This window comes from Pseudomonas sp. FBCC-B545 (genome assembly GCF_059134095.1).
In genome coordinates this window covers 1,016,481-1,039,660 of record NZ_CP101441.1, presented here as the reverse complement: position 1 = coordinate 1,039,660, position 23,180 = coordinate 1,016,481, and the positions used below count along the sequence as shown (strand labels likewise).

The window sequence follows — 23,180 nt, the reverse complement described above, 5'->3', positions numbered from 1 at the left end:
TCAGGAATAGACCGCGCGCGGCGCCGGCTGGCCGAGACGATCACGGAACGCCTGGTAGTTTTTGAGCACCTGCACCGGCGCCTCGATCTGCGGGTAGTGGCCGATATTGGCCAGCAGTACCGTGTCGGCATGGGGTACCAGTTGGTGATAGCGTTCGACCATATGGGCACCGGAAATGGGATCAACCTCACCATTGATCACCCGCAACGCTACATCGCCCTGCTGCATGGCGGCTACCCAGCGTTCGCGCAGGCGATGGCGCTGGGGAATGTAGGCAATCAGCTTGTGCAGGATGCGTGGGCCATCGTTGCAGTTGATCAGGCTCCAGAAATCGTCCAGGGCGCTTTCACTGGGGCGTGTGCGCGGGCCGAAGATCTGGTTGAAACTGCTGGCCAGTGCATTGCGGCCAAAGGCCCGGCCAATCATCCAGCCCAGGGGGCTGAGCAATAATTTTTGCACCAACGTCGGCCGATGGGTTTCCGGGAACAGCCCACCGTTGAGGAACACACAGCTGGCCATCTGGAAACGCCCCTCGTAATGCCGGGCCAGTAATTCCTGGGCGACGCTGTCACCATAGTCATGGGCCAAGACATGCACCGGTTGCTCCACACGCAGGTGATCAAGCAGCGCCTGTTGCAAGTCGGCTTGTTCCAGCAGGCAATAGTCGTGATTCAGGGGCTTGGCCGAGTCGCCAAAGCCGAGCATGTCGCAGGCAATCACTAGATGGCGCTGGGCCAACGGCTGCCACAGATAGTGCCAATCCCAACTGGCAGTGGGGAAGCCATGGATCAGCAGCAACGGCTCGCCCTGCCCGGCGACCCAATAACGCAGGGTATGGCCACGAAAGATGAAGTCCTGGCCGCGTTTGCGCCAGGCTCTGAGTGGTATCTCGGCGAGTGGCATCAGCTTTTATATCCGGGGTCCTGGTGGTCCAGTTTGCGCAGCAGCGCCGGCCAGGCCAGCGCACCACCCATACCTTGGGCGCTTTTTGTGACAGCTGCCACCATCGCCTTGGCGCCAGCGAGGATTGACGGCCCTATGGCAATCAGATCGGTTGCGCCGTTTTGCGCCAGTACCTGGATTTCGCAGGCGCGCTGGAAGGTGAACATCATCAGGAAGGTATCGGCGATGGTGCCGGCGCAGGTCAGCAGGCCATGGTTGTTCAGCATCAGGAAATTATTGTTGCCCAGGTCCGCCTGCAGACGAGCCTTTTCCTCGTGATTGAGCGCCACGCCTTCATAGGCGTGATAGCCAAGGCTCGACAACACAAACAGCGATTGCTGACTGATAGGCAACACCCCCTGCTTTTGTGCAGAGACCGCCACCCCCGCAGCGGTGTGGGTATGCAGCACGCACATCACGTCATGGCGCACTTCGTGGATGGCGCTGTGGATGGTGTAGCCCGCAGGATTGATCTCGTAGGGACTGTCCATCTGCTTGTTGCCGGCCTGGTCGACCTTGACCAGGCTCGAGGCGGTAATCTCGTGGAACATCAGCCCATAGGGGTTGATCAGGAAGTCCTCGGTACCTGGCACCTTGGCTGAAATGTGCGTGAAGATCAGGTCATCCCAGCCATGCATCGCCACCAGGCGATAACAGGCCGCCAGGTCGACGCGGGTCTGCCATTCGGCAGCACTGACCTGGGCTTTGACATCCTGTGGCGATAAAGCGGGGGCTAGGCTCACGGCAATGACCTCCTTGGCGCACTTCTTATTGTGTCGAAAGTGAGAGCCAGTCTAGTCAGACGCCGAGGCCGAAGGAGTTGCCTTCGCAGCCAGCTTGATGACTGAGCGAGTCAGCCAACAGAATAGTACAAATTTGTGTCAGGGAAACGCCGTCAATGAAGGCAGGTCTTCACTGACGACGCTGACTGCGATCAACCACGCAGTGCAGTGACGAGCTCGGCCAGCCACGGCTCGGCATCGGTTTCCGGGGTGACGCTTTCGCTGGCGTCCAGGCGCAGCATCGATAGCACCTCACGTACGCCCAACTCAGCGAACAATTCGCGCATCTGCTCCCCGCCACCACAGAAAGTATCGCCATAGCTGGCATCGCCCAAGCCAATGACCGCACCGGGCAGGCCGCGCCAGGCCGTGGGCAGTTGATCGCGAATGGTCGAATACAGGGGTTGCAGATTGTCGGGCAACTCGCCCATGCCGGTGGTCGAGGTCACCGCCAGGAAGGCCTCAGGGCCAAACGCCTGCACGTCGGCCAAGGTAGCGCGAGGGTTATGCCAGGCTTCAAAACCGGCTTCTTTGAGGATTTCTTCGGCATGGCGAGCGACTTCTTCAGCCGTGCCATAGACCGAGCCGGAAAGGATGGCGACTTTCATCAATCTGATCCTGTAGTTGAGTCAAAGCCTGGGATATTAGCAGCCTGTGCCAATATTTCAGTGCGCACCGTGCAACATTCAAGACTTGCCATAAACTTGCAGGGTCAACACAAGCCATGGACCGCTCAATGATTAACGCCAAGCTGCTGCAAATGGTCGTCAATGCGTCCAACGACGGCATCGTCGTTGCCGAACGCGAAGGCAGGGACAAACCGCTGATCTACGTCAACCCGGCCTTCGAACGGCTCACCGGCTATACCCTGGACGAAATCCTGTATCAGGACTGCCGCTTCCTGCAGTCGGGCGACCGCGACCAGCCGGCGCTGATGGCCATTCGGGAAGCCCTCGACAGCGGTGGCACGTGCCGGGAGATCCTGCGCAATTACCGCAAGGACGGCAGCCACTTCTGGAATGAGCTATCGCTTTCGACGATGTACAACGAGGCCGACAAGCAGACGTACTTCGTCGGCGTGCAAAAAGACGTCACCCTTCAAGTCAAGGCACAGCAACGCGTTGCCCAGCTGGAAGCCCAATTGGCCGAACTCAAAGCCGAGCTCGCGGCTCTCAAGGCGACGAGCGGAATTAACAAACTGTAAAAGATGCAGCCTTTAGAGCGATAATGGCTCTTTAATGCCTTAGCCTTGAGCCAGATCAATGCAGCGCCACACGCTATTGACGCAGGACGAGCTGGATTTTATCCAGGACATGCAGCACAACCCGCAGCTCAACCTGCGGGATGCGTGGTCGAGCCTGACGGTCAATGGCGGAGCGCAGATTCGCGATTTGCTCACCCGGCTTGCCGCTCACGACCAGGTCACCATCCAGGCGCAGTTCGACAACCAGCAACTGACCTTCCCCCTGCATTTGGTGGAAGATGAATTTCATGCCGTGCATTTGCGCCTGGGTGTGCCGAGCATTTTCGAAGACGGCCCGATGATCCGCCCCTGGCGGCTGGCCCTGGAAGCGCCCGTGGCGCTGGAAAACGTCAAGGGCTACGCCAGTGCATTGTGGGTGCACGAAGTATCATTCAAAGGTGTGTTGGTAGAAGTACGAGGCAGGACCACACCACCCAAGACCTTTTCCCTGTGGTTCAGCCCTTCCGGCTACGAACGTATCGCGCTACGCGGTACGTTGGAGCGGGAAACGGCCCGAGGCCTGTTCGCCTATCGCCTGAATCAGAGTGATGCCGGTGAAATCGAGCGCCTGCGCCAGTTCATCCTGCACCAGCACCGCCTGGTCCATCCCCAGGTGCATGCCTGAGATCAGGTATCCAGGCGACCGCTGAGAAACTGCTGCAAGCGACGCGGCATCACACGGCCGTCGTTGCCCAGGCAACCAATCGACGAGCCCGCCAGGCTTTGTTCGGCCAGGTCCGAGGCATCTCCAGCCAGCAGCAACGGGCAATTGAGCGTCAACGCCAGGCGATTGAGCCGCGATGGCAGTTCAGCGCCGGGAGCGTGGTTGGAAAACAGCACCAAGGCTTGCGGCCGAGTTCTCTCGCAGATCAGTGTTAACTCATCGAGAGGTTGGCCAACACCCAGCACTTTGACCGCCAGTTTATCGCTCGACATCAACAGCCCCGCCACCAGCAGTTCCAGCTCCCGGCACTCTCCGGCAATCGCGGCCAACGTCACACTGGGCACCGGCGAGGTATGGGCCATTTGCAGGCATCGAGCGGTGCGCAAACGCAGGAAGTTGTCGAAGAACAGCCACTCGCTGGCTTGGCCGAACCGGCCTTGGTGACGCAACAGTTGCTGCCATAGCGGCATCAGAATGTCTTGAAATACGACGGTCGTTGAGTAGACGCTGAAGATCTGGCCATACAGGTGGCCCAGCTCATGATCATCAAAGGCGCTGATTGCCAACCTCAGCTGCGCCTGCCACTGGCGCCACTCCAGTTCGGTATCGCTGCGTGACGCCGTGGCGGGCTCGCCAGGCAGTAGGTCACGCGCCAGGATCTTGCCCACCTTGCTCACCGCTACGCCACGCTCGATCCAGTCGAGAATGCGATGAACCGTATCGATATCGGTGCTTGAATACAGCCGGTGCCCACTTTCGGTGCGCACGGGCTGGATCAAGCCATAGCGACGCTCCCAGGCGCGCAGTGTCACCGGGTTTACACCGGTAAGCCTCGCCACTTCACGAATCGGAAACAGCACCTCGGCGTCAGCGTGATTGTCGGGTGTCGCTTCTCGAACAGGAGCAATGATTTCGGACATCAGCGGTTAAAAAATCCGTGTGGGCTTGGAACTCATTTAACGCCCATTAAAGCCAATGATTCAAGATCTACGGCAAACCATCCGAAGTTTCTGGCGTATTTCGGCAAAACAGGAATAATCCTTGCCTGTTTTTTACGTCGCTGCATCACCCCGCAGCTTCGTTCGTGCGCCGCTTACCCGGCCCAGCGCACCTGATTACTTGGAGATACACCATGTCTACCTCACCCGTCACCTTGATGGTTGCGCGACGCGTAGCCAAAGGTCGCTACGAAGAATTGATGGCCTGGCTGCGCGAAGGCGAGCAATTGGCCACTGACTTCCCGGGTTACCTGGGTTCCGGCGTGTTGGCCCCACCACCTCATGACGATGAGTTCCAGATCATCTTCCGCTTCGCTGACGAAAAGACCCTGCACGCCTGGGAGTTTTCCGCGTCCCGCAGCGCGTGGCTGAGCCGCGGCAGCGAACTGTTCGCCGACCCATCCGAGCACCGTGTAAGCGGTATCGATGGCTGGTTCGGCGCCGTGGGTGCTCGCCCTCCACGCTGGAAACAGGCAGTGGCGATCTGGCTGGCGTTTTTCCCGGTGTCATTGCTGTTCAACTTCGGCCTGGGGCCGCTGCTCAACGAGTTGGACTTGTTCAGCCGGGTACTGGTCAGCACGGCTGCGCTGACACCGTTGATGGTTTACCTCTTTATCCCGCTGTCGACCCATCTGCTGGCGAACTGGCTACAGCCCTCGCCTTCACGCAAAGTCACCGAAGCCGCCGCTTGAGTACAGGGGGCCGGGGCGCTGGTATAGTTTCAGCCTGCCCGCGACTTGAGCCTCCCATGACTGCAACCAACGCCCCGATCCTGATCACCGGTGCCGGCCAACGGGTCGGCCTGCATTGCGCCGAGCGCCTGCTGGACGAGGGCCAATCGGTGATTTTCAGCTACCGCAGCGAACGCCCCGGCGTGCAGGCACTGCGCGATCGGGGTGCCATCGGTGTGTTCGCCGACTTCTCCAGCGAAGCCGGGACGCTTGCCTTTATTGCCGAACTGCACACCCATACCCGAAGCCTGCGCGCGATCATCCACAACGCGTCGGCCTGGGTCGCGGAAACCCCAGGCGACGAAAGCCGCGCCTTTATCGACATGTTCAGCGTGCACATGCTTGCGCCGTACCTGATCAACCTGCATTGTTCACCCTTGCTGCATCGCTCGACACCCGCCGACATCGTGCATATCAGCGATGATGTGGTGCGCAAGGGCAGTCGCCAGCACATCGCCTACTGCGCCACCAAGGCCGGGCTCGACAGCCTCACGTTGTCGTTTGCCGCGCAGTTCGCGCCGTTGATCAAGGTCAATGGCATCGCTCCGGCGATGGTGATGTTCAATGAGGGCGATGACGCGGCCTATCGCGCCAAGGTCCTGGACAAGTCGGCCATGGGCATCGAGCCCGGGCCCGAGGTGATCTACCAGAGCGTGCGCTACCTGCTGGACAACCCCTATGTCACCGGTACCACCCTGACCGTCAACGGCGGGCGGCATATCAAGTAAGCCGTCTGTGAGGATGTTGTATGACCTTATCCCTGCCCCACCACTATCGCGAAATCCTCAAGGGCTTGGGCGAAGACCCGCAGCGCGAGGGCCTGCTCGACACGCCCAAGCGTGCCGCCAAGGCCATGCAGTACCTGTGTCATGGCTACGAGCAGAACCTGGAAGAAATCGTCAACGGCGCGCTGTTCGCCTCCGATAATGACGAAATGGTGATCCTCAAGGACATCGAGCTGTACTCGCTGTGCGAGCATCACCTGCTGCCCTTTATCGGCAAGGCCCATGTGGCCTATATTCCGACCGGCAAGGTACTGGGCCTGTCGAAACTGGCGCGCATCGTGGACATGTTTGCCCGGCGCCTGCAGATCCAGGAAAACCTCACGCGCCAGATCGCCGACGCCATCCAGGACGTGACCCAGGCCGCCGGCGTGGCTGTGGTGATCGAAGCCAAACACATGTGCATGATGATGCGCGGCGTGGAAAAACAGAATTCAACCATGAACACCTCGGTGATGCTCGGCGCCTTCCGCGAATCGAACACCACCCGCATGGAGTTCCTGCAACTGATTGGACGGAGCAAGTAGCAATGCCACAACTTCAACCAGGCATGGCGCGTATCCGGGTCAAGGACCTGCGGCTGCGCACCTTTATCGGCATCAACGAGGACGAAATCCTCAATAAGCAGGATGTGCTGATCAACCTGACCATCCTGTATGCCGCCCAGGAAGCTGTGCGCGACAACGATATCGACCACGCCCTGAACTACCGCACCATCACCAAGGCGATCATCGCCCATGTCGAAGGCAACCGTTTCGCCCTGCTGGAGCGCCTGACCCAGGAATTACTGGACCTGGTGATGAGCAACGAGTCGGTGCTGTACGCCGAGGTCGAAGTGGACAAGCCCCATGCGCTGCGTTTTGCCGAATCGGTTTCGATTACCCTGGCGGCCAGCCGCTAACCCCCTGAATCTGCAGTGAGCCCTATGAACGACCAACAACGCCTCGAACTAGAAGCCGCCGCCTTCCGCCGGCTGGTGGCCCACCTGGACAGCCGCAAGGATGTACAGAACATAGACCTGATGAACCTCGCCGGCTTCTGTCGCAATTGCCTGTCCAAGTGGTACAAGGCCGAGGCCGACGAGCGCCAGATCGAAGTCAGCCTCGATGAAGCCCGTGAAGTGGTGTACGGCATGCCGTATGCCGAGTGGAAAGCCCAATACCAGCAAGAAGCCAACGCCGACCAACAAGCAGCGTTTGCCAAAGGAAAACCCCATGACTGATTTGAATACCCTGCGTGCCAGCCTCGACAGCGGCGAGCACGTATTTGCCGATACCCTGGCCTTTGTCGCGGCCAATTACGACTACCAGCCGCAGGCGTTCACCAATGGCGATGTGGAAAATGCTGCCGGACAAAACGAAGGCTCGTGCAAGACCTTGGGCCTGGCACTGCTGGAAGGCTTGAGCGACCAGCAAGCCTTGCTGGCGTTTGGCGAGCATTACCGCTCGGTGATGGCCACGCCGGACGGCAGTGACCATGGCAATATTCGGGCTTTGATTGCCCATGGTTTGGCTGGGGTAAAATTTGCCGCGCAACCTCTGGCTCGCAAATCCTGAGTCAAATACATATCCAAATGTGGGAGGGGGCTTGCTCCCGATAGCGGTGGGTCAGCTAACTAATACTTGGCTGAAAACCCGCTATCGGGAGCAAGCCCCCTCCCACATTTTTTTGCAGCGTTGTTTAGAACGAAGCGTCCTTCAAACCGTCGAGGTAACGCTCGGCATCCAGGGCCGCCATGCAACCGGCGCCGGCCGAGGTAATGGCCTGACGATAAACATGGTCAGCCACGTCGCCGGCAGCAAAGATACCTTCGATGTTGGTCGCGGTAGCATTGCCTTCACGGCCGCCCTGCACCACCAGGTAGCCATCTTTGGCTTCCAGCACGCCTTCGAACAGCGATGTGTTCGGGGTGTGGCCGATAGCGATGAACACGCCGTCGACTTTCAGCTCGTCGAAGCTGCCGTCGTTGTTTTTCAGGCGAGCACCGGTCACGCCCATGTTGTCACCCAGGACTTCATCCAGGGTGGCGTTGAGCTTGAGAATGATCTTGCCTTCAGCGACACGGGCGTGCAGCTTGTCGATCAGGATTTTTTCGGCGCGGAAGGTCTCGCGGCGGTGGACCAGGGTCACGGTGCTGGCGATGTTAGCCAGGTACAGTGCCTCTTCCACGGCGGTATTACCACCGCCAACCACGGCAACCGGCTTGTTGCGGTAGAAGAAACCGTCGCAGGTGGCGCAGGCAGAAACGCCCTTGCCCATGAAGGCTTCTTCCGAGGGCAGGCCCAGGTAACGTGCGCTGGCACCGGTGGCGATGATCAGTGCGTCACAGGTGTACACGCCGCTGTCGCCGGTCAGGCTGTAAGGCTTTTTCGAGAAATCGACTTTGTTGATATGGTCGAAGACGATCTCGGTCTCAAAACGCTCGGCGTGCTCTTTCATACGCTCCATGAGCACCGGCCCCGTCAGGCCGTGGACGTCGCCCGGCCAGTTGTCGACTTCCGTGGTGGTGGTCAACTGGCCGCCCGCCTGCATGCCGGTGATCAGCAGCGGCTTGAGATTGGCCCGGGCAGCGTAGACGGCAGCGCTGTAACCGGCAGGGCCGGATCCGAGAATAATCACTCGGGAATGACGGGTATCAGACATGACTCACTCCTATCGACCGCTCGAACCACAGAGCGGCTGGAATAAAAAAGGACCGCGAAGCACTTGGGGAAGGCTTTGACTCGCCAGGTCCTGAAAAATAATGGGTGCAGGGTATCGAGGGGGGCAAGATTAAGGAAATACGCATTAACAATCCAGCTCATAGCGACTCTCTATGTGCTTGATCGAGTTAATCGACACCTTTGTTACCGTGGATGTCGCCTACGTGCCTGCGCTTTCACATCCTGTGCAAAGCCGGTAAGGTCGGCGCGTTCGTCATCCTGCTCGGAGTTGTCCATGCCTGCCCCTGTTCTTTCCGGCCCGCAATACCTGCGTGAAGGCCTCAAGCTGGTGTTGAGCCCCGGCCTGCGCCTGTTTGTATTATTGCCGCTGGGGATCAACCTGGTGCTGTTCGTCGGGTTGATCTATTTTGCCGGCCATCAGTTCAGCCTGTGGGTCGATAGCTTGATACCGACGCTGCCCGGTTGGCTAGGTTTTTTAAATTACCTGTTGTGGCCGTTGTTTGTGGTGCTGGTGGTGCTGATGGTGTTTTTTACCTTCACCATGCTTGCCAATATCATCGCGGCGCCATTCAACGGCTTCCTCGCCGAGAAAGTCGAGGTGGTGGTACGAGGCACCGATGACTTCCCGCCTTTCAGCTGGGGTGAGCTGATCGCCATGGTCCCACGTACCCTGGCCCGGGAAATGCGCAAGCTGGGGTACTTCCTGCCACGGGCCATCGGCCTGTTTATCCTGTCGTTCATTCCGGTGGTGAACCTGATCGCGGCGCCGCTATGGTTGCTGTTTGGCGTGTGGATGATGGCGATCCAATACATCGACTACCCGGCCGACAACCACAAGCTGGGCTGGAACGAAATGCTCGCCTGGCTGCGCCAGAAGCGCTGGCAGAGCATGAGCTTCGGCGGCATCGTCTACCTGGTGCTGCTGGTGCCGGTGGTCAACCTGCTGATGATGCCGGCGGCGGTCGCCGGGGCGACGTTGTTCTGGGTGCGCGAGCAGGGCGCCGAGGCGATGGCTCAGCAAGCCGTTGCCAAGTCATAAATCCATCATCCCACTGACACAATGACGACATGGCCCACGGCGACACTGTGGGTCATGACGACAGCCTCGCTTCACATCACCCTGATCACCGAAACCTTCCCGCCGGAAATCAACGGGGTGGCCAATACGCTTGGCCGTCTGTGCGAGGGTTTGCGCTTGCGTGGCCATCAGGTCGAACTGGTACGCCCTCGCCAGGGTGCCGACCAGAGCCGGTCGAGTGACGACCAATTGCTGCTGTGTCGCGGCTGGCCGTTGCCGGGTTACCCAGGATTGCAATGGGGCCAATCGTCGATGCACAAATTGCTCAGGCGCTGGAGCCGCCAACGTCCGGACGTGCTGTATATCGCCACGGAAGGGCCGCTGGGCTTATCGGCCCTGCGAGCAGCGCGTCGGCTGGGTATCAGCGTCGTCAGCGGTTTTCACACCAACTTCCAGCAGTATTCGAACCAGTATGGCTTGAGCTTGCTCAGTCGCTTGGTCACCCATTACCTGCGCTGGTTTCATAACCGTTCGAGCCTGACCCTGGTACCGAGCGCCAGCCAACGGCTGGAACTGGAACGTCGACATTTCGAGCGCCTGGAGATGTTGTCACGGGGCGTCGACAGCCAATTATTCCATCCGGCCAAACGCGACAACGCACTGCGCGAAACATGGGCGTTGAACAATGAGCAAATCGCCGTGCTGCATGTAGGAAGGCTTGCACAGGAAAAGAACCTGGGCCTGCTGAAACGCTGCTTCGAGACGCTGCAGGACCGTTACCCAATGCGCCAGATGAAACTGATCATCGTTGGTGATGGGCCGCAACGGGCGATGCTGGAAAAGGAACTGCCCGAAGCGATTTTCTGCGGCGCCTTGCGCGGTGAAGAACTGGCGCGGCATTACGCGTCCGGCGATGTGTTCTTGTTCCCCAGCCTGACCGAAACCTTCGGCAACGTGGTACTGGAAGCCATGGCCTCGGGGCTGGGCGTCGTGGCCTATGACCAGGCAGCCGCTACCCAGCACATTCGTCACGGCTACAACGGCGTGCTGGCGATGCCAGGGGATGAAGATGCGTTTTGCGATGCCGCCAACTGGCTGCTGGAGGATACGGAGAGTTTAAGGCGCATGCGCCTTAATGCTCGCCAACATGCCAGCCGCCAAGGCTGGGCAGCGATTATCGAGCAATTCGAGCATCACTTGCGTGGTGTGTGCGGGGAGCGTTTCGCCCTTCCAACGCAACCTTACGTGCGCTGAGCAACCTGCCATTTACGTGCAAACCGCGATGAGCCCGCTGCAGGCCACTCAAGTTTTGCCTGGTATTTAAAAGGGGAACCCTTGGGCCGCGAAACGCCAACCATTGATACCTGCCGGTCAAGCAGGCCCTTTTAAATAATGGAGATATTTAACAATGCCAATTTATGGAATGGGTGTACGCAATGGCGTCAATATGCCAACAGCGGAATGGACACGCCAGCAACAATGGCTGGATCAATCTCGTGCAGAGCCGCCAACCTATGGTCAGCCCGGGCATAAAGATGCGCTCAAGGCTGATCACCACAAAGAGCTGAATAAGCGTCCAGAGTATTAATCACTAGAGCCGCAAAACTCCCTGTGGTCGACACAGGGAGTCCAGCCCTTATACCAACGTCGTCAACGCCTCACGACTGAAGGGCAAGATGTCGCCCTCGCGCCCTTCGCGCACCTTCACGGCCCAATCCGGGTCGACTAGCAGTGCACGGCCCACCGCCACCAAGTCGAACTCATCATTGTTCAGGCGCTGCAGCAGGTTTTCCAGGCTGGCCGGCTGCGCGACCTTGTCGGTGTTGACCATAAACTGCAGGAACTCGCCATCCAGGCCGACGCTGCCTACGGTGATCGTCGGCTTACCGGTGAGCTGGCGCGTCCAACCGGCCAGGTTGAGATCGGAGCCTTCGAATTCGGGCTCCCAGAAACGGCGGGTGGAGCAGTGGAAAATATCCACGCCGGCGTCAGACAACGGCTTGAGAAATTCACCCAATGCTTGCGGGGTCTGTACCAGGCGCGCCGTGTAGTCTTGCTGCTTCCATTGGGAGAAACGCAGGATGATCGGAAAATCCGGGCCCACTGCGGCGCGGGTCGCCTGGATCAGCTCGATGGCAAAGCGCGAACGGTTGATCAGGCTGCCACCGTATTCGTCGGTGCGCTGATTGCTGCCCTCCCAGAAAAACTGGTCCACCAGGTAACCGTGGGCGCCGTGGATTTCCACACCGTCCATGCCGATGGCCTGGGCGTCCTTGGCGGCTTGGGCGAAGGCATTGACCACGTCCTTGATGTCCTGGGCCGTCATGCCATGCACGACCACCTTGCCGTCCTTGAGTTTTTCCATCGGGCCGTAGGCCGGCACACTGGCGTCAGGTTCGGTGCCGATGCGACGCACGCTGCCTACATGCCACAGCTGTGGGACGATCTTGCCGCCTTCGGCATGCACGGCATCCACCACTTTCTTCCAGCCAGCCAGCGCCGCCTCACCATAGAAGTGCGGGACGTTGGGATAGCCGTTGGATGCAGGGTGGCCGACCACCGTACCTTCGGTGATGATCAGGCCCACACCGGCAGCGGCGCGACGGCGGTAGTACTCGATGACCTTGGAGTTGGGTACGCCCCCCGGGGAGAACGAACGGGTCATGGGGGCCATGACCACGCGGGTAGGCAGCTGCAATGCACCGAGTTGGAACGGTTTGAACAAGGCTTGGACAGGCATGGCAGCACTCCACCGCAAAAAAAATTATGATGCGGATAATATGGGCAGTGCAGCGTGCCGAATAGCACTATTGATCTGGGTGATTAAGGGGATAAAAGTAGCCGAATACTTGTAGGAGCGAGCTTGCTCGCGAAGAACACAAACACACGCGTTAAGTCAGGATAAACGCGTTACCGTTGGCGATCTTCGCGAGCAAGCTCGCTCCTACAATGGGTGTGTTTCAGCTCAGGGCTTTTTCGATGGCCTGCACGATTGTCGGGTCGTCCGGAGCGGTACGCGGCGAGAAGCGCGCCAATACCCGGCCGTCTTTACCCAACAGGAACTTCTCGAAGTTCCAAGTGATATCCCCCGGAAACTCTGCACCCTCGCCCGCCAATAGACGGTACAACTGGTGACGGTCAGGACCGTTCACCTCGAGCTTGCTGCCCAGAGGAAAGGTCACGCCGTAGTTCAGACTGCAGAACTCGCGGATCTCTTCCTCGGTGCCCGGCTCCTGGCCTGCAAACTGGTTGCACGGCAAACCAAGCACCGAAAACCCCTGGTCTTTGTATTGCTGGTAGAGGTTTTCCAATGCCGCGTACTGCGGGGTCAAACCACATTTGGACGCCACATTGACCACCAGCACAACCTGGCCCTTAAAGGGCGCCAGCGGCAGCTCTTGTCCGTCCAAGGCTTTGAGTTTCAGATCGTGGAAAGCACTCATGACGAACTCCAGATATCCCATGTTCTTTGCATTGCAGCCCTTGGAGCTTACAACCCGCAAGACTGCAATCATAGACGTCGGTGACGAAACACGCTTGCCGGTTACTGAGCGGTCGGCCACGGCAAGATCGGAATCGCCGTCACCGCATTCTGCGGGCTGCCTTCGATCAGACGGTCGCTGTAGACCAGATACACCAGGGTATTGCGTTTCTTGTCGAGAAAACGCACCACCTGCATGGTCTTGAATACCAGGGAGGTGCGCTCCTTGAACACTTCGTCACCGTCCTTGAGCTCGCCCTTGAAGCGGATCGGGCCGACCTGGCGGCAAGCAATCGAGGCTTCGGCGCGGTCTTCGGCCAGGCCCAGGCCGCCTTTGACGCCGCCGGTCTTGGCGCGGGAGAGGTAGCAGGTCACGCCGTCGACCTTGGGGTCGTCAAACGCTTCGACCACGATCCGGTCGTTAGGGCCGACAAACTTGAACACTGTCGAGACCTGGGCAATCTCTTCGGCCGAGGCCAGCAGTGGCATGGCGAGCAACAGGCCAAGCAATCCCTTCATTACGCGCATCAGGTATTCCTTCGTTTAAACCAGAATGAGGTTATCGCGGTGCACCAGTTCCGGTTCCGCCATATAGCCCAAGAGTCCGACAATGGCGTCAGACGATTGTCCAATAATCTTCTGCGCTTCAAGGGCGCTGTAGTTGGCCAGGCCACGGGCGATCTCGCGCCCGTCCGGTGCCACGCACACCACCATCTCGCCACGGCGGAAGCTGCCCTGCACCAGTTTGACGCCCACCGGCAGCAGGCTCTTGTTGCCCTGGGACAACGCCGACACCGCACCCGCGTCCAGCACCAGGGTGCCACGGGTTTGCAGGTGCCCGGCCAGCCACTGCTTGCGCGCAGCCAGCATGCCGCGCTCCGGCGACAGCAGCGTACCGATGCGCTCACCGGCCTTGAGACGGTCCAGCACGCGCTCCAGGCGCCCACCGACGATGATGGTGTGAGCACCGGAACGTGCGGCCAGGCGCGCGGCGCGTAGCTTGGTCTGCATGCCGCCGCGGCCCAGGGCACCACCGACACTGCCGGCGACTGCATCCAGCGCCGGGTCATCGGCGCGGGCTTCGTAGATCAACTGGGCATCGGGGTTGTTGCGCGGGTCGGCGTCGAACATGCCATCGCGATCGGTGAGGATCACCAGCAGGTCGGCTTCCACCAAATTGGCCACCAGGGCGGCCAGGGTGTCATTGTCGCCGAAGCGGATTTCGTCGGTGACCACCGTATCGTTCTCGTTGATCACCGGGATGACCTTGAGCTCCACCAAGGCGCGCAACGTGCTGCGGGCGTTGAGGTAGCGCTTGCGGTCGGACAGGTCGTCGTGGGTCAGCAGGATTTGCGCTGTATGGCGGCCGTGCTCGGCAAAGCTGGATTCCCAGGCTTGCACCAGGCCCATCTGGCCGATAGCGGCGGCAGCTTGCAGTTCGTGCATCGCGCTGGGTCGCGCGGTCCAGCCGAGGCGGCTCATTCCGGCGGCAACGGCCCCGGAGGAGACAAGCACCAACTCGACGCCTGCTTCATGCAAGGCCACCATCTGCTCGACCCAGACGCTCATGGCTGCGCGATCCAGACCTTTGCCATCCGCCGTCAGCAGCGCACTTCCGATCTTCACGACCCAGCGCTGCGCACCTGTCACTTTGCTCCGCATCATCTTCAACCTTAGAGTGAGGGCCGCGCGACCCAGCGCCGCCCATAACGTTATACCCGGATACCAAAACGCCGCTCCTGGGAGCGGCGTTCAAGTTTATCGCAACGGATCAGTCGCGCACGTAAATGATTTCCGGGCCATCTTCATCATCCACGTCTTCTTCGTCCCAGTCATCGTCGCCGATGTCATGGACCGACTTCACGCCGCTGCGGCGCAGGGCACGCTGGTCGTCCAGGGCCTGCAACTGGGCACGGGCTTCGTCTTCGATCTGCTGGTCGAGCTCGGCAAGCTCGGCCTTGAATACCGGGTCGGCCGCGAGGCGGTCGGCGCGGTCTTCCAGGTAACGCATGATGTCGCGGGTCAGGCGCTCGGTGCCTTCTTTGGCAATCGCCGAGATCACATAGACCGGACCTTCCCACTCCAGGCGATCAACGATTTCCTTGACGCGTTCTTCGTGCTCTTCCTCGAGGATCTGGTCGCACTTGTTCAGTACCAGCCAGCGATCACGCTCGGCCAGGGCCGGGCTGAACTTGGTCAGTTCGCTGACGATCACTTCGGCGGCGTCCGCAGCACTGGTGTCATCCAACGGCGCCATGTCGACCAGATGCAGCAGCAAACGGGTGCGGGACAAGTGCTTGAGGAAGCGAATCCCCAGGCCGGCGCCATCGGAAGCGCCTTCGATCAGGCCGGGAATATCGGCAACTACGAAGCTCTTCCAACGGTCGACGCTGACCACGCCCAGGTTTGGCACCAGGGTAGTGAACGGGTAGTCGGCGACCTTCGGCTTGGCGGCCGATACCGAGCGGATAAAGGTACTTTTGCCGGCGTTCGGCAGGCCCAGCAGGCCCACGTCGGCGAGTACTTTCATTTCCAGCTTCAGGTCACGCTGCTCGCCCGGCTTGCCCGGCGTGGTCTGGCGCGGTGCACGGTTGGTACTGGACTTGAATCGGGTGTTGCCCAGGCCGTGCCAGCCGCCCTGCACAACCATCAGCTTCTGGCCGGCCTTGGTCAGGTCGCCAATCACTTCCTGGGTAGCGGAGTCGATGATCGTGGTGCCGACCGGTACACGCAGTACCAGGTCTTCACCTTTTTTACCGGTGCAGTCGGTGCTGCCGCCGTTGGAGCCACGCTCGGCATCGAAATGCCGGGTGTAACGATAGTCGACCAGGGTATTGAGGTTTTCGTCGGCCATCATATAGATGGAACCGCCGTCACCGCCGTCGCCGCCGTTAGGGCCACCGTTTTCGATGAATTTTTCGCGACGGAAACTCATGCAACCGTTACCGCCGTCGCCTGCTTTTACTCGGATGGAAACTTCATCAACGAACTTCATAACAAAACGCCTCTCGCCGCATGGGCGAGCTTAAGAAACCAAGACATAAGACTCTTGCAAAAATGAGCGCAGCGACCTCAAGCAACGACCGCAAATCCTGCTGCCCTCGCCCATTACAAACAGCTTTGCAAGAGACTCACTCCACAAACGAAAAAGCCCCGTCGCAAGACAGGGCTTTTCCAGCGATCTCGCAATTAAGCTGCGACAACGCTCACGTAACGGCGGTTGAACGCGCCCTTTACTTCGAACTTGATCACGCCTTCGATTTTCGCGAAGAGGGTGTGATCTTTACCCATGCCTACACCGTAACCGGCGTGGAATTGGGTGCCGCGCTGACGCACGATGATGTTGCCCGGAATGATTTTCTGGCCGCCATACATCTTCACGCCAAGGCGTTTGGCTTCTGAGTCGCGACCGTTACGGGTACTACCACCAGCTTTTTTGTGTGCCATGAGTCAATTCTCCTAGTGAGGAATTAGGCTGAAATTAAGCCTGAATACCGGTGATTTTGATCTCGGTGTACCACTGGCGGTGGCCCATACGCTTCATGTGGTGCTTACGACGACGGAACTTGATGATGCGGACTTTATCGTGACGACCTTGGGAGATCACTTCAGCCACAACGGTAGCGCCAGCAACGACTGGAGCGCCGATGTTCACGTCATCGCCATTGGCGACCAACAGAACGCGATCAAAAGTAACGGATTCGCCGGTAGCGATTTCCAGTTTTTCGATCTTCAGGTATTCACCTGGGGCGACCTTGTATTGCTTGCCACCAGTAACAATTACTGCGTACGACATGGTATTTCTCCGATAATCCTGCTCACCCAGCGCTTTATAAGAAGAGGTATTGGCTGGCATGGCTGCATGGGATGGACGTCCCGAATGCAATTGCGTAAGGCAGGTGCTGCCCAGGAAGTTCAGGGTGCGCGATTGTACGCAAGGTAAATGGGTGTTGCAAGGGGCCGTCTATCGCGCCTTGACACCCGGGGGTCAGGGTCCTAGCATGCCGCGCAACCCTTCTGGAGCGACTGTCGCTGATGCAACCCCAAGCTTTCTACCGCGCGGTCGCGGACGATTTTAGCGCCGTCGACGGCATCATCAAGCAGCAGCTGACGTCTAACGTGCCGCTGGTCTCCAAAATTGGCGACTACATTACGTCGGCGGGCGGCAAACGCCTGCGTCCTTTATTAGTGTTGCTGTGTGGCAAGGCCCTGGGCCGCGAAGGCGATGACCTGCGCCTGTTGGCCGCCACCATTGAGTTCCTGCACACCGCCACCCTGTTGCATGATGACGTGGTCGACATGTCCGGCATGCGCCGTGGTCGCGAGACCGCCAATGCCATGTGGGGCAACGCGCCGAGCGTGCTGGTGGGTGACTTCCTGTATTCGCGCTCGTTCGAAATGATGGTCGAGCTGGGCTCGATGCCGGTGATGAAGATCCTTTCACAGGCCACGCGCATCATCGCCGAAGGCGAAGTGTTGCAGCTGTCTAAAGTCCGCGACGCCAGCACCACCGAAGAAACCTATATGGAAGTGATTCGCGGCAAAACCGCGATGCTCTTCGAAGCGTCCACTCACAGTGCCGCCGCGCTGTGTGGCGCCACCGCCGAACAGGCCGAAGCCCTGCGCACTTTTGGTGATCACCTGGGCGTGGCGTTCCAACTGGTAGACGACCTGCTCGACTACAAGGGCGACGCCGAGACCCTGGGCAAGAACGTCGGTGACGACCTGGCCGAGGGCAAGCCGACCTTGCCGCTGATCTACACCATGCGCGAAGGCACGCCGGAACAGGCCGCCCTGGTGCGCAAGGCGATCCAGAAAGGCGGGATCGAAGACCTGGAGGCCATCCGCGCTGCCGTGGAAGCGTCCGGTTCCCTGGAGTACACCGCGCAACTGGCGCGTGACTATGTGGCCCGTGCGATCCAGTGCCTGGAAGCCTTGCCGGCCAGTGAATACCGGGATGCATTGGTTGAGCTGAGCGAGTTTGCGGTCGCCCGCACTCACTAAAATCACCAGCAGACGCAGGACAATGTGGGAGGGGCGGTGCGACGATTCGACTTGCTCCCGATAGCAGTAGGTCAGCCAATATATATAAGGTGGCTGGCACACCGCCATCGGGAGCAAGCCCCCTCCCACATTTGGAATCCATTGCCAATTCAAGATCCCGCCCGTGCTACAAAACCCTATATAATGTGCGACTTTTAGTCATCCCTGAACCTCAAGGAGCTTTAGTGAGCACGTTGCCACCCTGCCCGAAATGCAATTCCGAATACACCTACGAAGACGGCACCCAACTGGTCTGCCCGGAATGCGCCCATGAGTGGTCCGCCACTGGCGAGGCCGAAGTGGCCAGCGATGAAACCGTGAAGAAAGACTCTGTGGGCAACGTCCTGCAAGACGGCGACACCATCACCGTGATCAAGGACCTCAAGGTCAAGGGCACCTCCCTGGTGGTCAAGGTCGGTACCAAGGTCAAGAACATCCGCCTGTGCGACGGTGACCACGATATCGACTGCAAGATCGACGGTATCGGCCCGATGAAACTCAAGTCCGAGTTCGTGCGCAAGGTCTGATCCTGCTGCATCCATCCCGCGCCCGCCGCGGGATGGCGTTTCGCCCTCTCGATTGATCGACAACAATATCCACACAAAAAAAACCGGAAACCGCCAATAGATACTTGCTATTCTACGAATAAGAATTATTCTCATTGAAACCCATCAAGGAGAACGACCATGACTTATTTGATAGACGCCTGGCTGGATCGCCCACACCCTTACCTGCGGATCCTGCATCGGGAAACCGGCGAAGTCTGTGCGGTGCTTGAGGAAGAAGCGCTGAACGAACTGCAGGATCAGGGCGACCTGGACGTCAATGGCCTGAGTTCCAGTGAGCCTGGAGTACTGAAGGAAGTGGTAAGGAATCTGTTTCTGTTCTGCTATGCCCGAGCGTTGCGCCCGGCGGCGGATCTGAATGGCAAGTTCCATCCATGAACAAACTGGCAAATCCCTGTTGGGGCGAACGCGTTCGCCCCAACAGGTAATCAGCAACAGGTCTTACAGAACGTCGAGCAGTTCGACGTCGAATACCAGAACGCTGTGCGGCGGGATGCTGCCAACGCCTTGAGCGCCGTAAGCCAGTTCGCTCGGCACGTACAGACGCCATTTGCTGCCGGCATTCATCAGTTGCAGGGCTTCGGTCCAGCCGGCGATCACGCCGCCAACCGGGAATTCTGCAGGCTGGCCACGCTCGTAGGAGCTGTCGAACACAGTGCCGTCGATCAGGGTGCCGTGGTAGTGGGTACGCACTTGATCTTCACGGGTCGGCTTGGCGCCGGTACCGGCTGTCAGCACTTCAAATTGCAGGCCGGAAGCCAGGGTGGTGATGCCATCGCGCTTGGCGTTTTCAGCCAGGAATGCCAGGCCGGCGCCAGCGGCTGCTTCAGCCTTGGCAGCCGCTTCGGCTTGCATGATTTCGCGGATCACTTTGAAACTGGCAGCCATTTGCTCCTGGTCAACACGGCTTGGCTTGCCCGCGAACGCATCGGTCAGGCCGGCCAGGATCGCGTCCAGGCTCACGCCCGGTGGCGGGTTGTCGCGCAGTTGGTCGCCCAACTGACGGCCGATACCGTAGCTGACGCGGGTTTCGTCGGTGGACAGATTAACTTCGGACATGAAGAGGCTCCGCTATAGGACAACACGGTTTCCCGCGCCGCCCAGAACTAAAAGGGCCCGCAGACTAGCACACAAGGGCGGCCCATGATCAGCCCCTCCCCCGTCTACCAGAGCGCCAGATCGTAGGTCAGGTACAGCCGAATGACGCCCCTTCGTCGCCAGGCAAGAAAAGTATTTCAGAATTGTCCACTGCCGCCGATACAGCCCTACACATCTTGGCTGGCTCAAACAACAACACACCGTCCAGCAGACAGACATCACTCTTCAAGGAGCTTTCGATGAACAGCTGGTTCGGTAACATCAGCGTCAATCTCAAACTCGGCCTGGGCTTTGGCCTGGTGCTGGTCCTCACCTCGATCCTGGCACTCACCGGCTGGACCAGCCTGGGCGGCCTGATCGACCGTAGTAACTGGATGAGCGACATCACCCAGCTCAACGCCTCGTTGACCAAGCTGCGGATCGTGCGCTTGCAATACATGCTGGCCAACGGCGACGAAGCCGTGGCGCAAAACGTGCAAACCAGCCTTGACGCCTTCGCCGCTCAACAACAGAAGCTGCTGGACAGCTTCAAGAGCCCGGAAAACCTCAAGCTGCTCAATGAGCAGAAAGCCGTCATTACCGCTTACCGCCAGTCCCTGAACAAAATGCGCGAGGCCTACCGTAATGGCAACGCTGCGCGCGACGTCATGGGCGCCAAGGCTGACATCGCCAATGCGCAAATCAATGCGCTGGCAACCAGCGTGCAGCAAGCGCCCGATAGTCCGGAGCGCTTCGCTCAGTTTTCGGCCGTGACCCAAGCCAAGAATGAGTTCCAGCAAGCTCGTTATGAAGTGCGTGGCTATACCAATAGCCCCAGCGCAGAAACCGAAGCCCGCGCCGCTGCACAAATCGAAAAAGCCGTCGCTGGTTTGAAAACCCTCAGCGCCGCATTCGGTACTGGCCAGCAAACCGCATTGACCGCACTGGAAACCGCGCTCGGCGACTATCGCAGTGCCGTGCAGAGCTACAAGGCCGCCAACGCCAATATCGTCACCGCCCGCGCCGAAATGACCACCCAAGGCGCCGACATCGTGACGATCAGCGATAAGCTGTACGACATCCAACTGGAACGTCGCGACGCTGAAAGCACCCAGGCCCGTAGCCTGCAATTGATCAGCACCTTGCTGGCCCTGCTGGTCGGCGTCATCGCTGCGTGGGTCATCACCCGCCAGATCACGCGCCCGATCCAGGACACCCTGGCCGTGGTCGAGCGCATCGCTTCCGGCGACCTGAGCCACAACATCCAGGTGACCCGTCGTGATGAACTGGGCGTGTTGCAACAAGGCATCCAGCGCATGGGCACGACCCTGCGTGAACTGATCAGCGGCATTCGCGATGGCGTGACTCAGATCGCCAGCGCCGCCGAAGAACTGTCGGCCGTGACCGAACAGACCAGCGCCGGTGTGAACAGCCAGAAGATCGAGACCGATCAGGTCGCCACCGCCATGCATGAAATGACCGCCACCGTACAGGAGGTCGCGCGCAATGCCGAGCAGGCTTCCCAGGCGGCTTCCGACGCCGACGGCCAGGCCCGTGAAGGCGACAAGGTGGTGGCCGAAGCCATCGCCCAGATCGAACGCCTGGCCGCCGAAGTGGCACGCTCCACCGACGCCATGACGCACCTTCAGCAAGAGAGCAATAAGATCGGCAGCGTGATGGACGTGATCAAGGCCGTGGCCGAACAGACCAACCTGCTGGCCCTCAACGCCGCCATTGAAGCTGCACGTGCCGGGGAAGCCGGCCGTGGCTTTGCAGTGGTCGCCGACGAAGTGCGTGGCCTGGCCCAGCGCACGCAGAAATCCACCGAAGAAATCGAAGGCCTGGTGGCCGGCTTGCAGAACGGCACCCAGCAAGTAGCCAACGTGATGAACAACAGCCGCAGCCTCACCGACAGCAGTGTCGAACTGACACGCAAGGCTGGCGTGTCACTGGAAAACATCACCCGTACGGTGTCGAATATCCAGTCGATGAACCAGCAGATTGCCGCGGCCGCCGAGCAGCAGAGCGCCGTAGCGGAAGAGATCAGCCGCAGTATCGTGAATGTGCGGGATGTGTCTGAGCAGACGGCGACGGCCAGTGACGAGACGGCGAAGTCGAGTGTGGAACTGGCACGGCTGGGTAGCCAGTTGCAGCAGATGGTCAGTCATTTCCGGGTGTAGACACCAAAAAGCCGCCTCGATCTAGACCGAGGCGGCTCCACCTCTCAGACCTTAACGGTCATCGAAGCTGTCCCGCAGGAACTTCCATACGTGATACGCACGCAGGCAGTTCACTACGAGGTTCCATGTACGTCGTGCAAACTTAGACATACTCGGCCCTCCGTGAGTTGGGCCTTACCTCCAGCGCACTTACCGGAACATGTGGGCCTTTGGACGCGGGTCAACGCTTCCTGTGAGGCGGCCGGGCTCTGGTTCCTCCCGCATGAAATCCGGCACGGATTACTAGCCCGTGGCGTTCGGTCCATAATTCCGCGCGCATACCCAGCCACCACAAAACGACATACTTGGAACGGGGGTGATACTAACCAATATTCCGATCAAAGGTGTGACGGACGAAGATAAACGAGCCATCGAAACTAGATCATTTATTGCAATTTTTTACCGCCAAAATTAGCTCTAAATAAGATAGACGAATAAAACCACCGACCCTCGTCAAGCCTTGCGCGATCCAGTAACTCACATTAGTATCAACGCAGTGGGTCAACGCTTCCTGAGAAGCCGCAACCCCAGCCACTAACTGGGTTTGCAAAAAAAACCGCCTTACCAAGGCGGTTTTTTATTGCCTGCCATTTGCCACTTAGCCCTCGCTGTCCTCGACAAACACCAAGCGATTCCCGAACGGATCCCGGATGCTCATTTCCCGCGATCCCCAAGGCGTTTCCTCGACCGCAGGCTTGGCATAGCGGTAATCCTTGCCGAGCAATTGCTGCTGGTACGCATCCACCCTTTGCGCCTGGATCCGCACCGCCGACCCCGGCGAAGCATCGCCATGGTGCTCGGACAAATGCAACACGCACTCACCCAGCGACACTTGCAGGTACAACGGGAAATTCGCCTCGAAACGGTGCTGCCAATCGACCTTGAACCCCAGGAAGTCGACGTAGAATTCCAACGCTTTGGTCTCGTCGAAAATCCGCAGGATGGGGGTGACTTTTCCTAAGTGCATGGCG

At 59.3% G+C, this 23,180-nt stretch carries 29 protein-coding genes and 1 pseudogene; 16 read left to right on the top strand and 14 right to left on the bottom strand.

The features are described from left to right. From NMB39_RS04865 to NMB39_RS04855, 3 genes are all read right to left on the bottom strand, one after another. Positions 1–903 carry an alpha/beta fold hydrolase gene (locus NMB39_RS04865; protein WP_198719340.1) on the bottom strand — a complete coding sequence of 301 codons (903 nt, stop codon included), beginning with the start codon at positions 901–903 and terminating at the stop codon, positions 1–3. Beyond that, positions 903–1,685, bottom strand: a complete 783-nt coding sequence (locus tag NMB39_RS04860; RefSeq protein ID WP_494339573.1) for a class II aldolase/adducin family protein — start codon at positions 1,683–1,685, stop codon at positions 903–905. The genes NMB39_RS04865 and NMB39_RS04860 overlap by 1 nt, the downstream gene beginning before the upstream one ends. 191 nt (positions 1,686–1,876) lie before the next feature. Continuing rightward, positions 1,877–2,332: a flavodoxin gene (locus tag NMB39_RS04855; protein ID WP_198719342.1), complete on the bottom strand. Its 456-nt coding sequence runs from the start codon at positions 2,330–2,332 to the stop codon at positions 1,877–1,879. A gap of 128 nt (positions 2,333–2,460) precedes the next feature. Here NMB39_RS04855 and NMB39_RS04850 point away from each other — a divergent pair, with 128 nt between their 5' ends. Together NMB39_RS04850 and NMB39_RS04845 are read left to right on the top strand one after the other, a co-directional pair. After that, positions 2,461–2,928 carry a PAS domain S-box protein gene (locus NMB39_RS04850; RefSeq protein WP_494339574.1) on the top strand — a complete coding sequence of 156 codons (468 nt, stop codon included), beginning with the start codon at positions 2,461–2,463 and terminating at the stop codon, positions 2,926–2,928. A gap of 58 nt (positions 2,929–2,986) precedes the next feature. After that, entirely contained in the window at positions 2,987–3,592 is a 606-nt protein-coding gene (locus NMB39_RS04845; RefSeq protein ID WP_057025178.1) for a hypothetical protein, read from the top strand. 2 nt (positions 3,593–3,594) lie between these two features. Here the strand turns inward: NMB39_RS04845 and NMB39_RS04840 are convergent, their stop codons facing one another. Next, the gene (locus tag NMB39_RS04840; protein WP_057025177.1) at positions 3,595–4,551 is read right to left on the bottom strand and encodes a MerR family transcriptional regulator; all 957 of its coding nucleotides are present in this window, start codon (positions 4,549–4,551) and stop codon (positions 3,595–3,597) included. 212 nt (positions 4,552–4,763) lie between these two features. Here NMB39_RS04840 and NMB39_RS04835 point away from each other — a divergent pair, with 212 nt between their 5' ends. The 6 genes from NMB39_RS04835 to NMB39_RS04810 are packed head-to-tail and all read left to right on the top strand — an operon-like array spanning position 4,764 to position 7,698. Next, positions 4,764–5,321, top strand: coding sequence for a putative antibiotic biosynthesis monooxygenase (locus NMB39_RS04835; protein WP_046069486.1), 558 nt, complete (start codon positions 4,764–4,766; stop codon positions 5,319–5,321). A 56-nt stretch (positions 5,322–5,377) separates the two neighbouring features. Continuing rightward, a complete protein-coding gene (folM, locus tag NMB39_RS04830; RefSeq protein WP_494339575.1) occupies positions 5,378–6,088 on the top strand; it encodes a dihydromonapterin reductase in 711 nt (236 codons plus the stop codon). A 20-nt stretch (positions 6,089–6,108) separates the two neighbouring features. After that, positions 6,109–6,669: a GTP cyclohydrolase I FolE gene (folE, locus tag NMB39_RS04825; RefSeq protein ID WP_003194072.1), complete on the top strand. Its 561-nt coding sequence runs from the start codon at positions 6,109–6,111 to the stop codon at positions 6,667–6,669. A 2-nt stretch (positions 6,670–6,671) separates the two neighbouring features. After that, positions 6,672–7,043: a dihydroneopterin triphosphate 2'-epimerase gene (gene folX / locus NMB39_RS04820; protein ID WP_005791287.1), complete on the top strand. Its 372-nt coding sequence runs from the start codon at positions 6,672–6,674 to the stop codon at positions 7,041–7,043. Positions 7,044–7,067: 24 nt separating this feature from the next. Next, a complete protein-coding gene (locus NMB39_RS04815) occupies positions 7,068–7,364 on the top strand; it encodes a DUF1244 domain-containing protein (RefSeq protein WP_014719882.1) in 297 nt (98 codons plus the stop codon). Continuing rightward, complete coding sequence (locus tag NMB39_RS04810; RefSeq protein ID WP_124413037.1) at positions 7,357–7,698, top strand: HopJ type III effector protein; 342 nt, start codon at positions 7,357–7,359, stop codon at positions 7,696–7,698. Before NMB39_RS04815 ends, NMB39_RS04810 begins: the two co-directional genes overlap by 8 nt. Before the next feature lie 124 nt (positions 7,699–7,822). Here NMB39_RS04810 and trxB read toward each other — a convergent pair whose 3' ends face one another. Further along, entirely contained in the window at positions 7,823–8,785 is a 963-nt protein-coding gene (gene trxB, locus NMB39_RS04805) for a thioredoxin-disulfide reductase (RefSeq protein ID WP_003194076.1), read from the bottom strand. Positions 8,786–9,079: 294 nt separating this feature from the next. Here trxB and cysZ point away from each other — a divergent pair, with 294 nt between their 5' ends. The 3 genes from cysZ to NMB39_RS04790 all read left to right on the top strand — a co-directional run bounded on the left by cysZ (position 9,080) and on the right by NMB39_RS04790 (position 11,411). After that, positions 9,080–9,844 (top strand): sulfate transporter CysZ, encoded by a 765-nt coding sequence (gene cysZ, locus NMB39_RS04800; RefSeq protein WP_306956414.1) that lies wholly within the window; start codon positions 9,080–9,082, stop codon positions 9,842–9,844. Positions 9,845–9,898: 54 nt separating this feature from the next. Further along, the gene (locus NMB39_RS04795) at positions 9,899–11,077 is read left to right on the top strand and encodes a glycosyltransferase family 4 protein (RefSeq protein ID WP_057025173.1); all 1,179 of its coding nucleotides are present in this window, start codon (positions 9,899–9,901) and stop codon (positions 11,075–11,077) included. A 154-nt stretch (positions 11,078–11,231) separates the two neighbouring features. Further along, entirely contained in the window at positions 11,232–11,411 is a 180-nt protein-coding gene (locus NMB39_RS04790; protein ID WP_080944663.1) for a hypothetical protein, read from the top strand. A 48-nt stretch (positions 11,412–11,459) separates the two neighbouring features. Here the strand turns inward: NMB39_RS04790 and NMB39_RS04785 are convergent, their stop codons facing one another. The 7 genes from NMB39_RS04785 to rplU all read right to left on the bottom strand — a co-directional run bounded on the left by NMB39_RS04785 (position 11,460) and on the right by rplU (position 17,100). Then, positions 11,460–12,563 carry an NADH:flavin oxidoreductase gene (locus NMB39_RS04785; protein ID WP_057025172.1) on the bottom strand — a complete coding sequence of 368 codons (1,104 nt, stop codon included), beginning with the start codon at positions 12,561–12,563 and terminating at the stop codon, positions 11,460–11,462. Between the two features lie 220 nt (positions 12,564–12,783). Beyond that, positions 12,784–13,266, bottom strand: a complete 483-nt coding sequence (locus NMB39_RS04780; RefSeq protein ID WP_057025171.1) for a glutathione peroxidase — start codon at positions 13,264–13,266, stop codon at positions 12,784–12,786. 101 nt (positions 13,267–13,367) lie between these two features. Continuing rightward, positions 13,368–13,832 carry a CreA family protein gene (locus tag NMB39_RS04775; protein ID WP_043046770.1) on the bottom strand — a complete coding sequence of 155 codons (465 nt, stop codon included), beginning with the start codon at positions 13,830–13,832 and terminating at the stop codon, positions 13,368–13,370. 15 nt (positions 13,833–13,847) lie between these two features. Beyond that, positions 13,848–14,966, bottom strand: coding sequence for a glutamate 5-kinase (proB, locus tag NMB39_RS04770; protein WP_057013120.1), 1,119 nt, complete (start codon positions 14,964–14,966; stop codon positions 13,848–13,850). 109 nt (positions 14,967–15,075) lie between these two features. Further along, positions 15,076–16,299 (bottom strand): Obg family GTPase CgtA, encoded by a 1,224-nt coding sequence (cgtA, locus tag NMB39_RS04765; RefSeq protein ID WP_005791308.1) that lies wholly within the window; start codon positions 16,297–16,299, stop codon positions 15,076–15,078. A 194-nt stretch (positions 16,300–16,493) separates the two neighbouring features. After that, entirely contained in the window at positions 16,494–16,751 is a 258-nt protein-coding gene (gene rpmA / locus NMB39_RS04760) for a 50S ribosomal protein L27 (protein ID WP_003176049.1), read from the bottom strand. 34 nt (positions 16,752–16,785) lie between these two features. Continuing rightward, positions 16,786–17,100, bottom strand: coding sequence for a 50S ribosomal protein L21 (gene rplU / locus NMB39_RS04755; RefSeq protein ID WP_003176051.1), 315 nt, complete (start codon positions 17,098–17,100; stop codon positions 16,786–16,788). A gap of 239 nt (positions 17,101–17,339) precedes the next feature. Here rplU and NMB39_RS04750 point away from each other — a divergent pair, with 239 nt between their 5' ends. The 3 genes from NMB39_RS04750 (at position 17,340) to NMB39_RS04740 (ending at position 19,291) form a co-directional block, all read left to right on the top strand. Beyond that, positions 17,340–18,308, top strand: coding sequence for a polyprenyl synthetase family protein (locus NMB39_RS04750; protein ID WP_043046768.1), 969 nt, complete (start codon positions 17,340–17,342; stop codon positions 18,306–18,308). 224 nt (positions 18,309–18,532) lie between these two features. Beyond that, positions 18,533–18,874 (top strand): zinc ribbon domain-containing protein YjdM, encoded by a 342-nt coding sequence (locus tag NMB39_RS04745; protein ID WP_306956416.1) that lies wholly within the window; start codon positions 18,533–18,535, stop codon positions 18,872–18,874. Between the two features lie 159 nt (positions 18,875–19,033). Beyond that, positions 19,034–19,291, top strand: a complete 258-nt coding sequence (locus tag NMB39_RS04740; RefSeq protein ID WP_046069495.1) for a PA4570 family protein — start codon at positions 19,034–19,036, stop codon at positions 19,289–19,291. Between the two features lie 63 nt (positions 19,292–19,354). Here the strand turns inward: NMB39_RS04740 and bamJ are convergent, their stop codons facing one another. Continuing rightward, on the bottom strand, positions 19,355–19,972 hold the full coding sequence (bamJ, locus tag NMB39_RS04735; protein ID WP_003194089.1) for a BamJ family beta-barrel-assembly machinery protein: 618 nt from the start codon (positions 19,970–19,972) through the stop codon (positions 19,355–19,357). Between the two features lie 278 nt (positions 19,973–20,250). On the opposite strand from bamJ, the pseudogene NMB39_RS04730 reads away from it, so the two are divergent. After that, a pseudogene (locus NMB39_RS04730) lies at positions 20,251–21,267 on the top strand (methyl-accepting chemotaxis protein); the annotation flags it as partial. Positions 21,268–21,306: 39 nt separating this feature from the next. Further along, positions 21,307–22,170 (top strand): methyl-accepting chemotaxis protein, encoded by an 864-nt coding sequence (locus NMB39_RS04725; protein WP_371851119.1) that lies wholly within the window; start codon positions 21,307–21,309, stop codon positions 22,168–22,170. A gap of 637 nt (positions 22,171–22,807) precedes the next feature. On the opposite strand, the gene NMB39_RS04720 is transcribed toward NMB39_RS04725, so the two are convergent. Next, positions 22,808–23,176 carry a glyoxalase superfamily protein gene (locus NMB39_RS04720; RefSeq protein WP_057025168.1) on the bottom strand — a complete coding sequence of 123 codons (369 nt, stop codon included), beginning with the start codon at positions 23,174–23,176 and terminating at the stop codon, positions 22,808–22,810. Positions 23,177–23,180 lie beyond the last annotated feature (4 nt).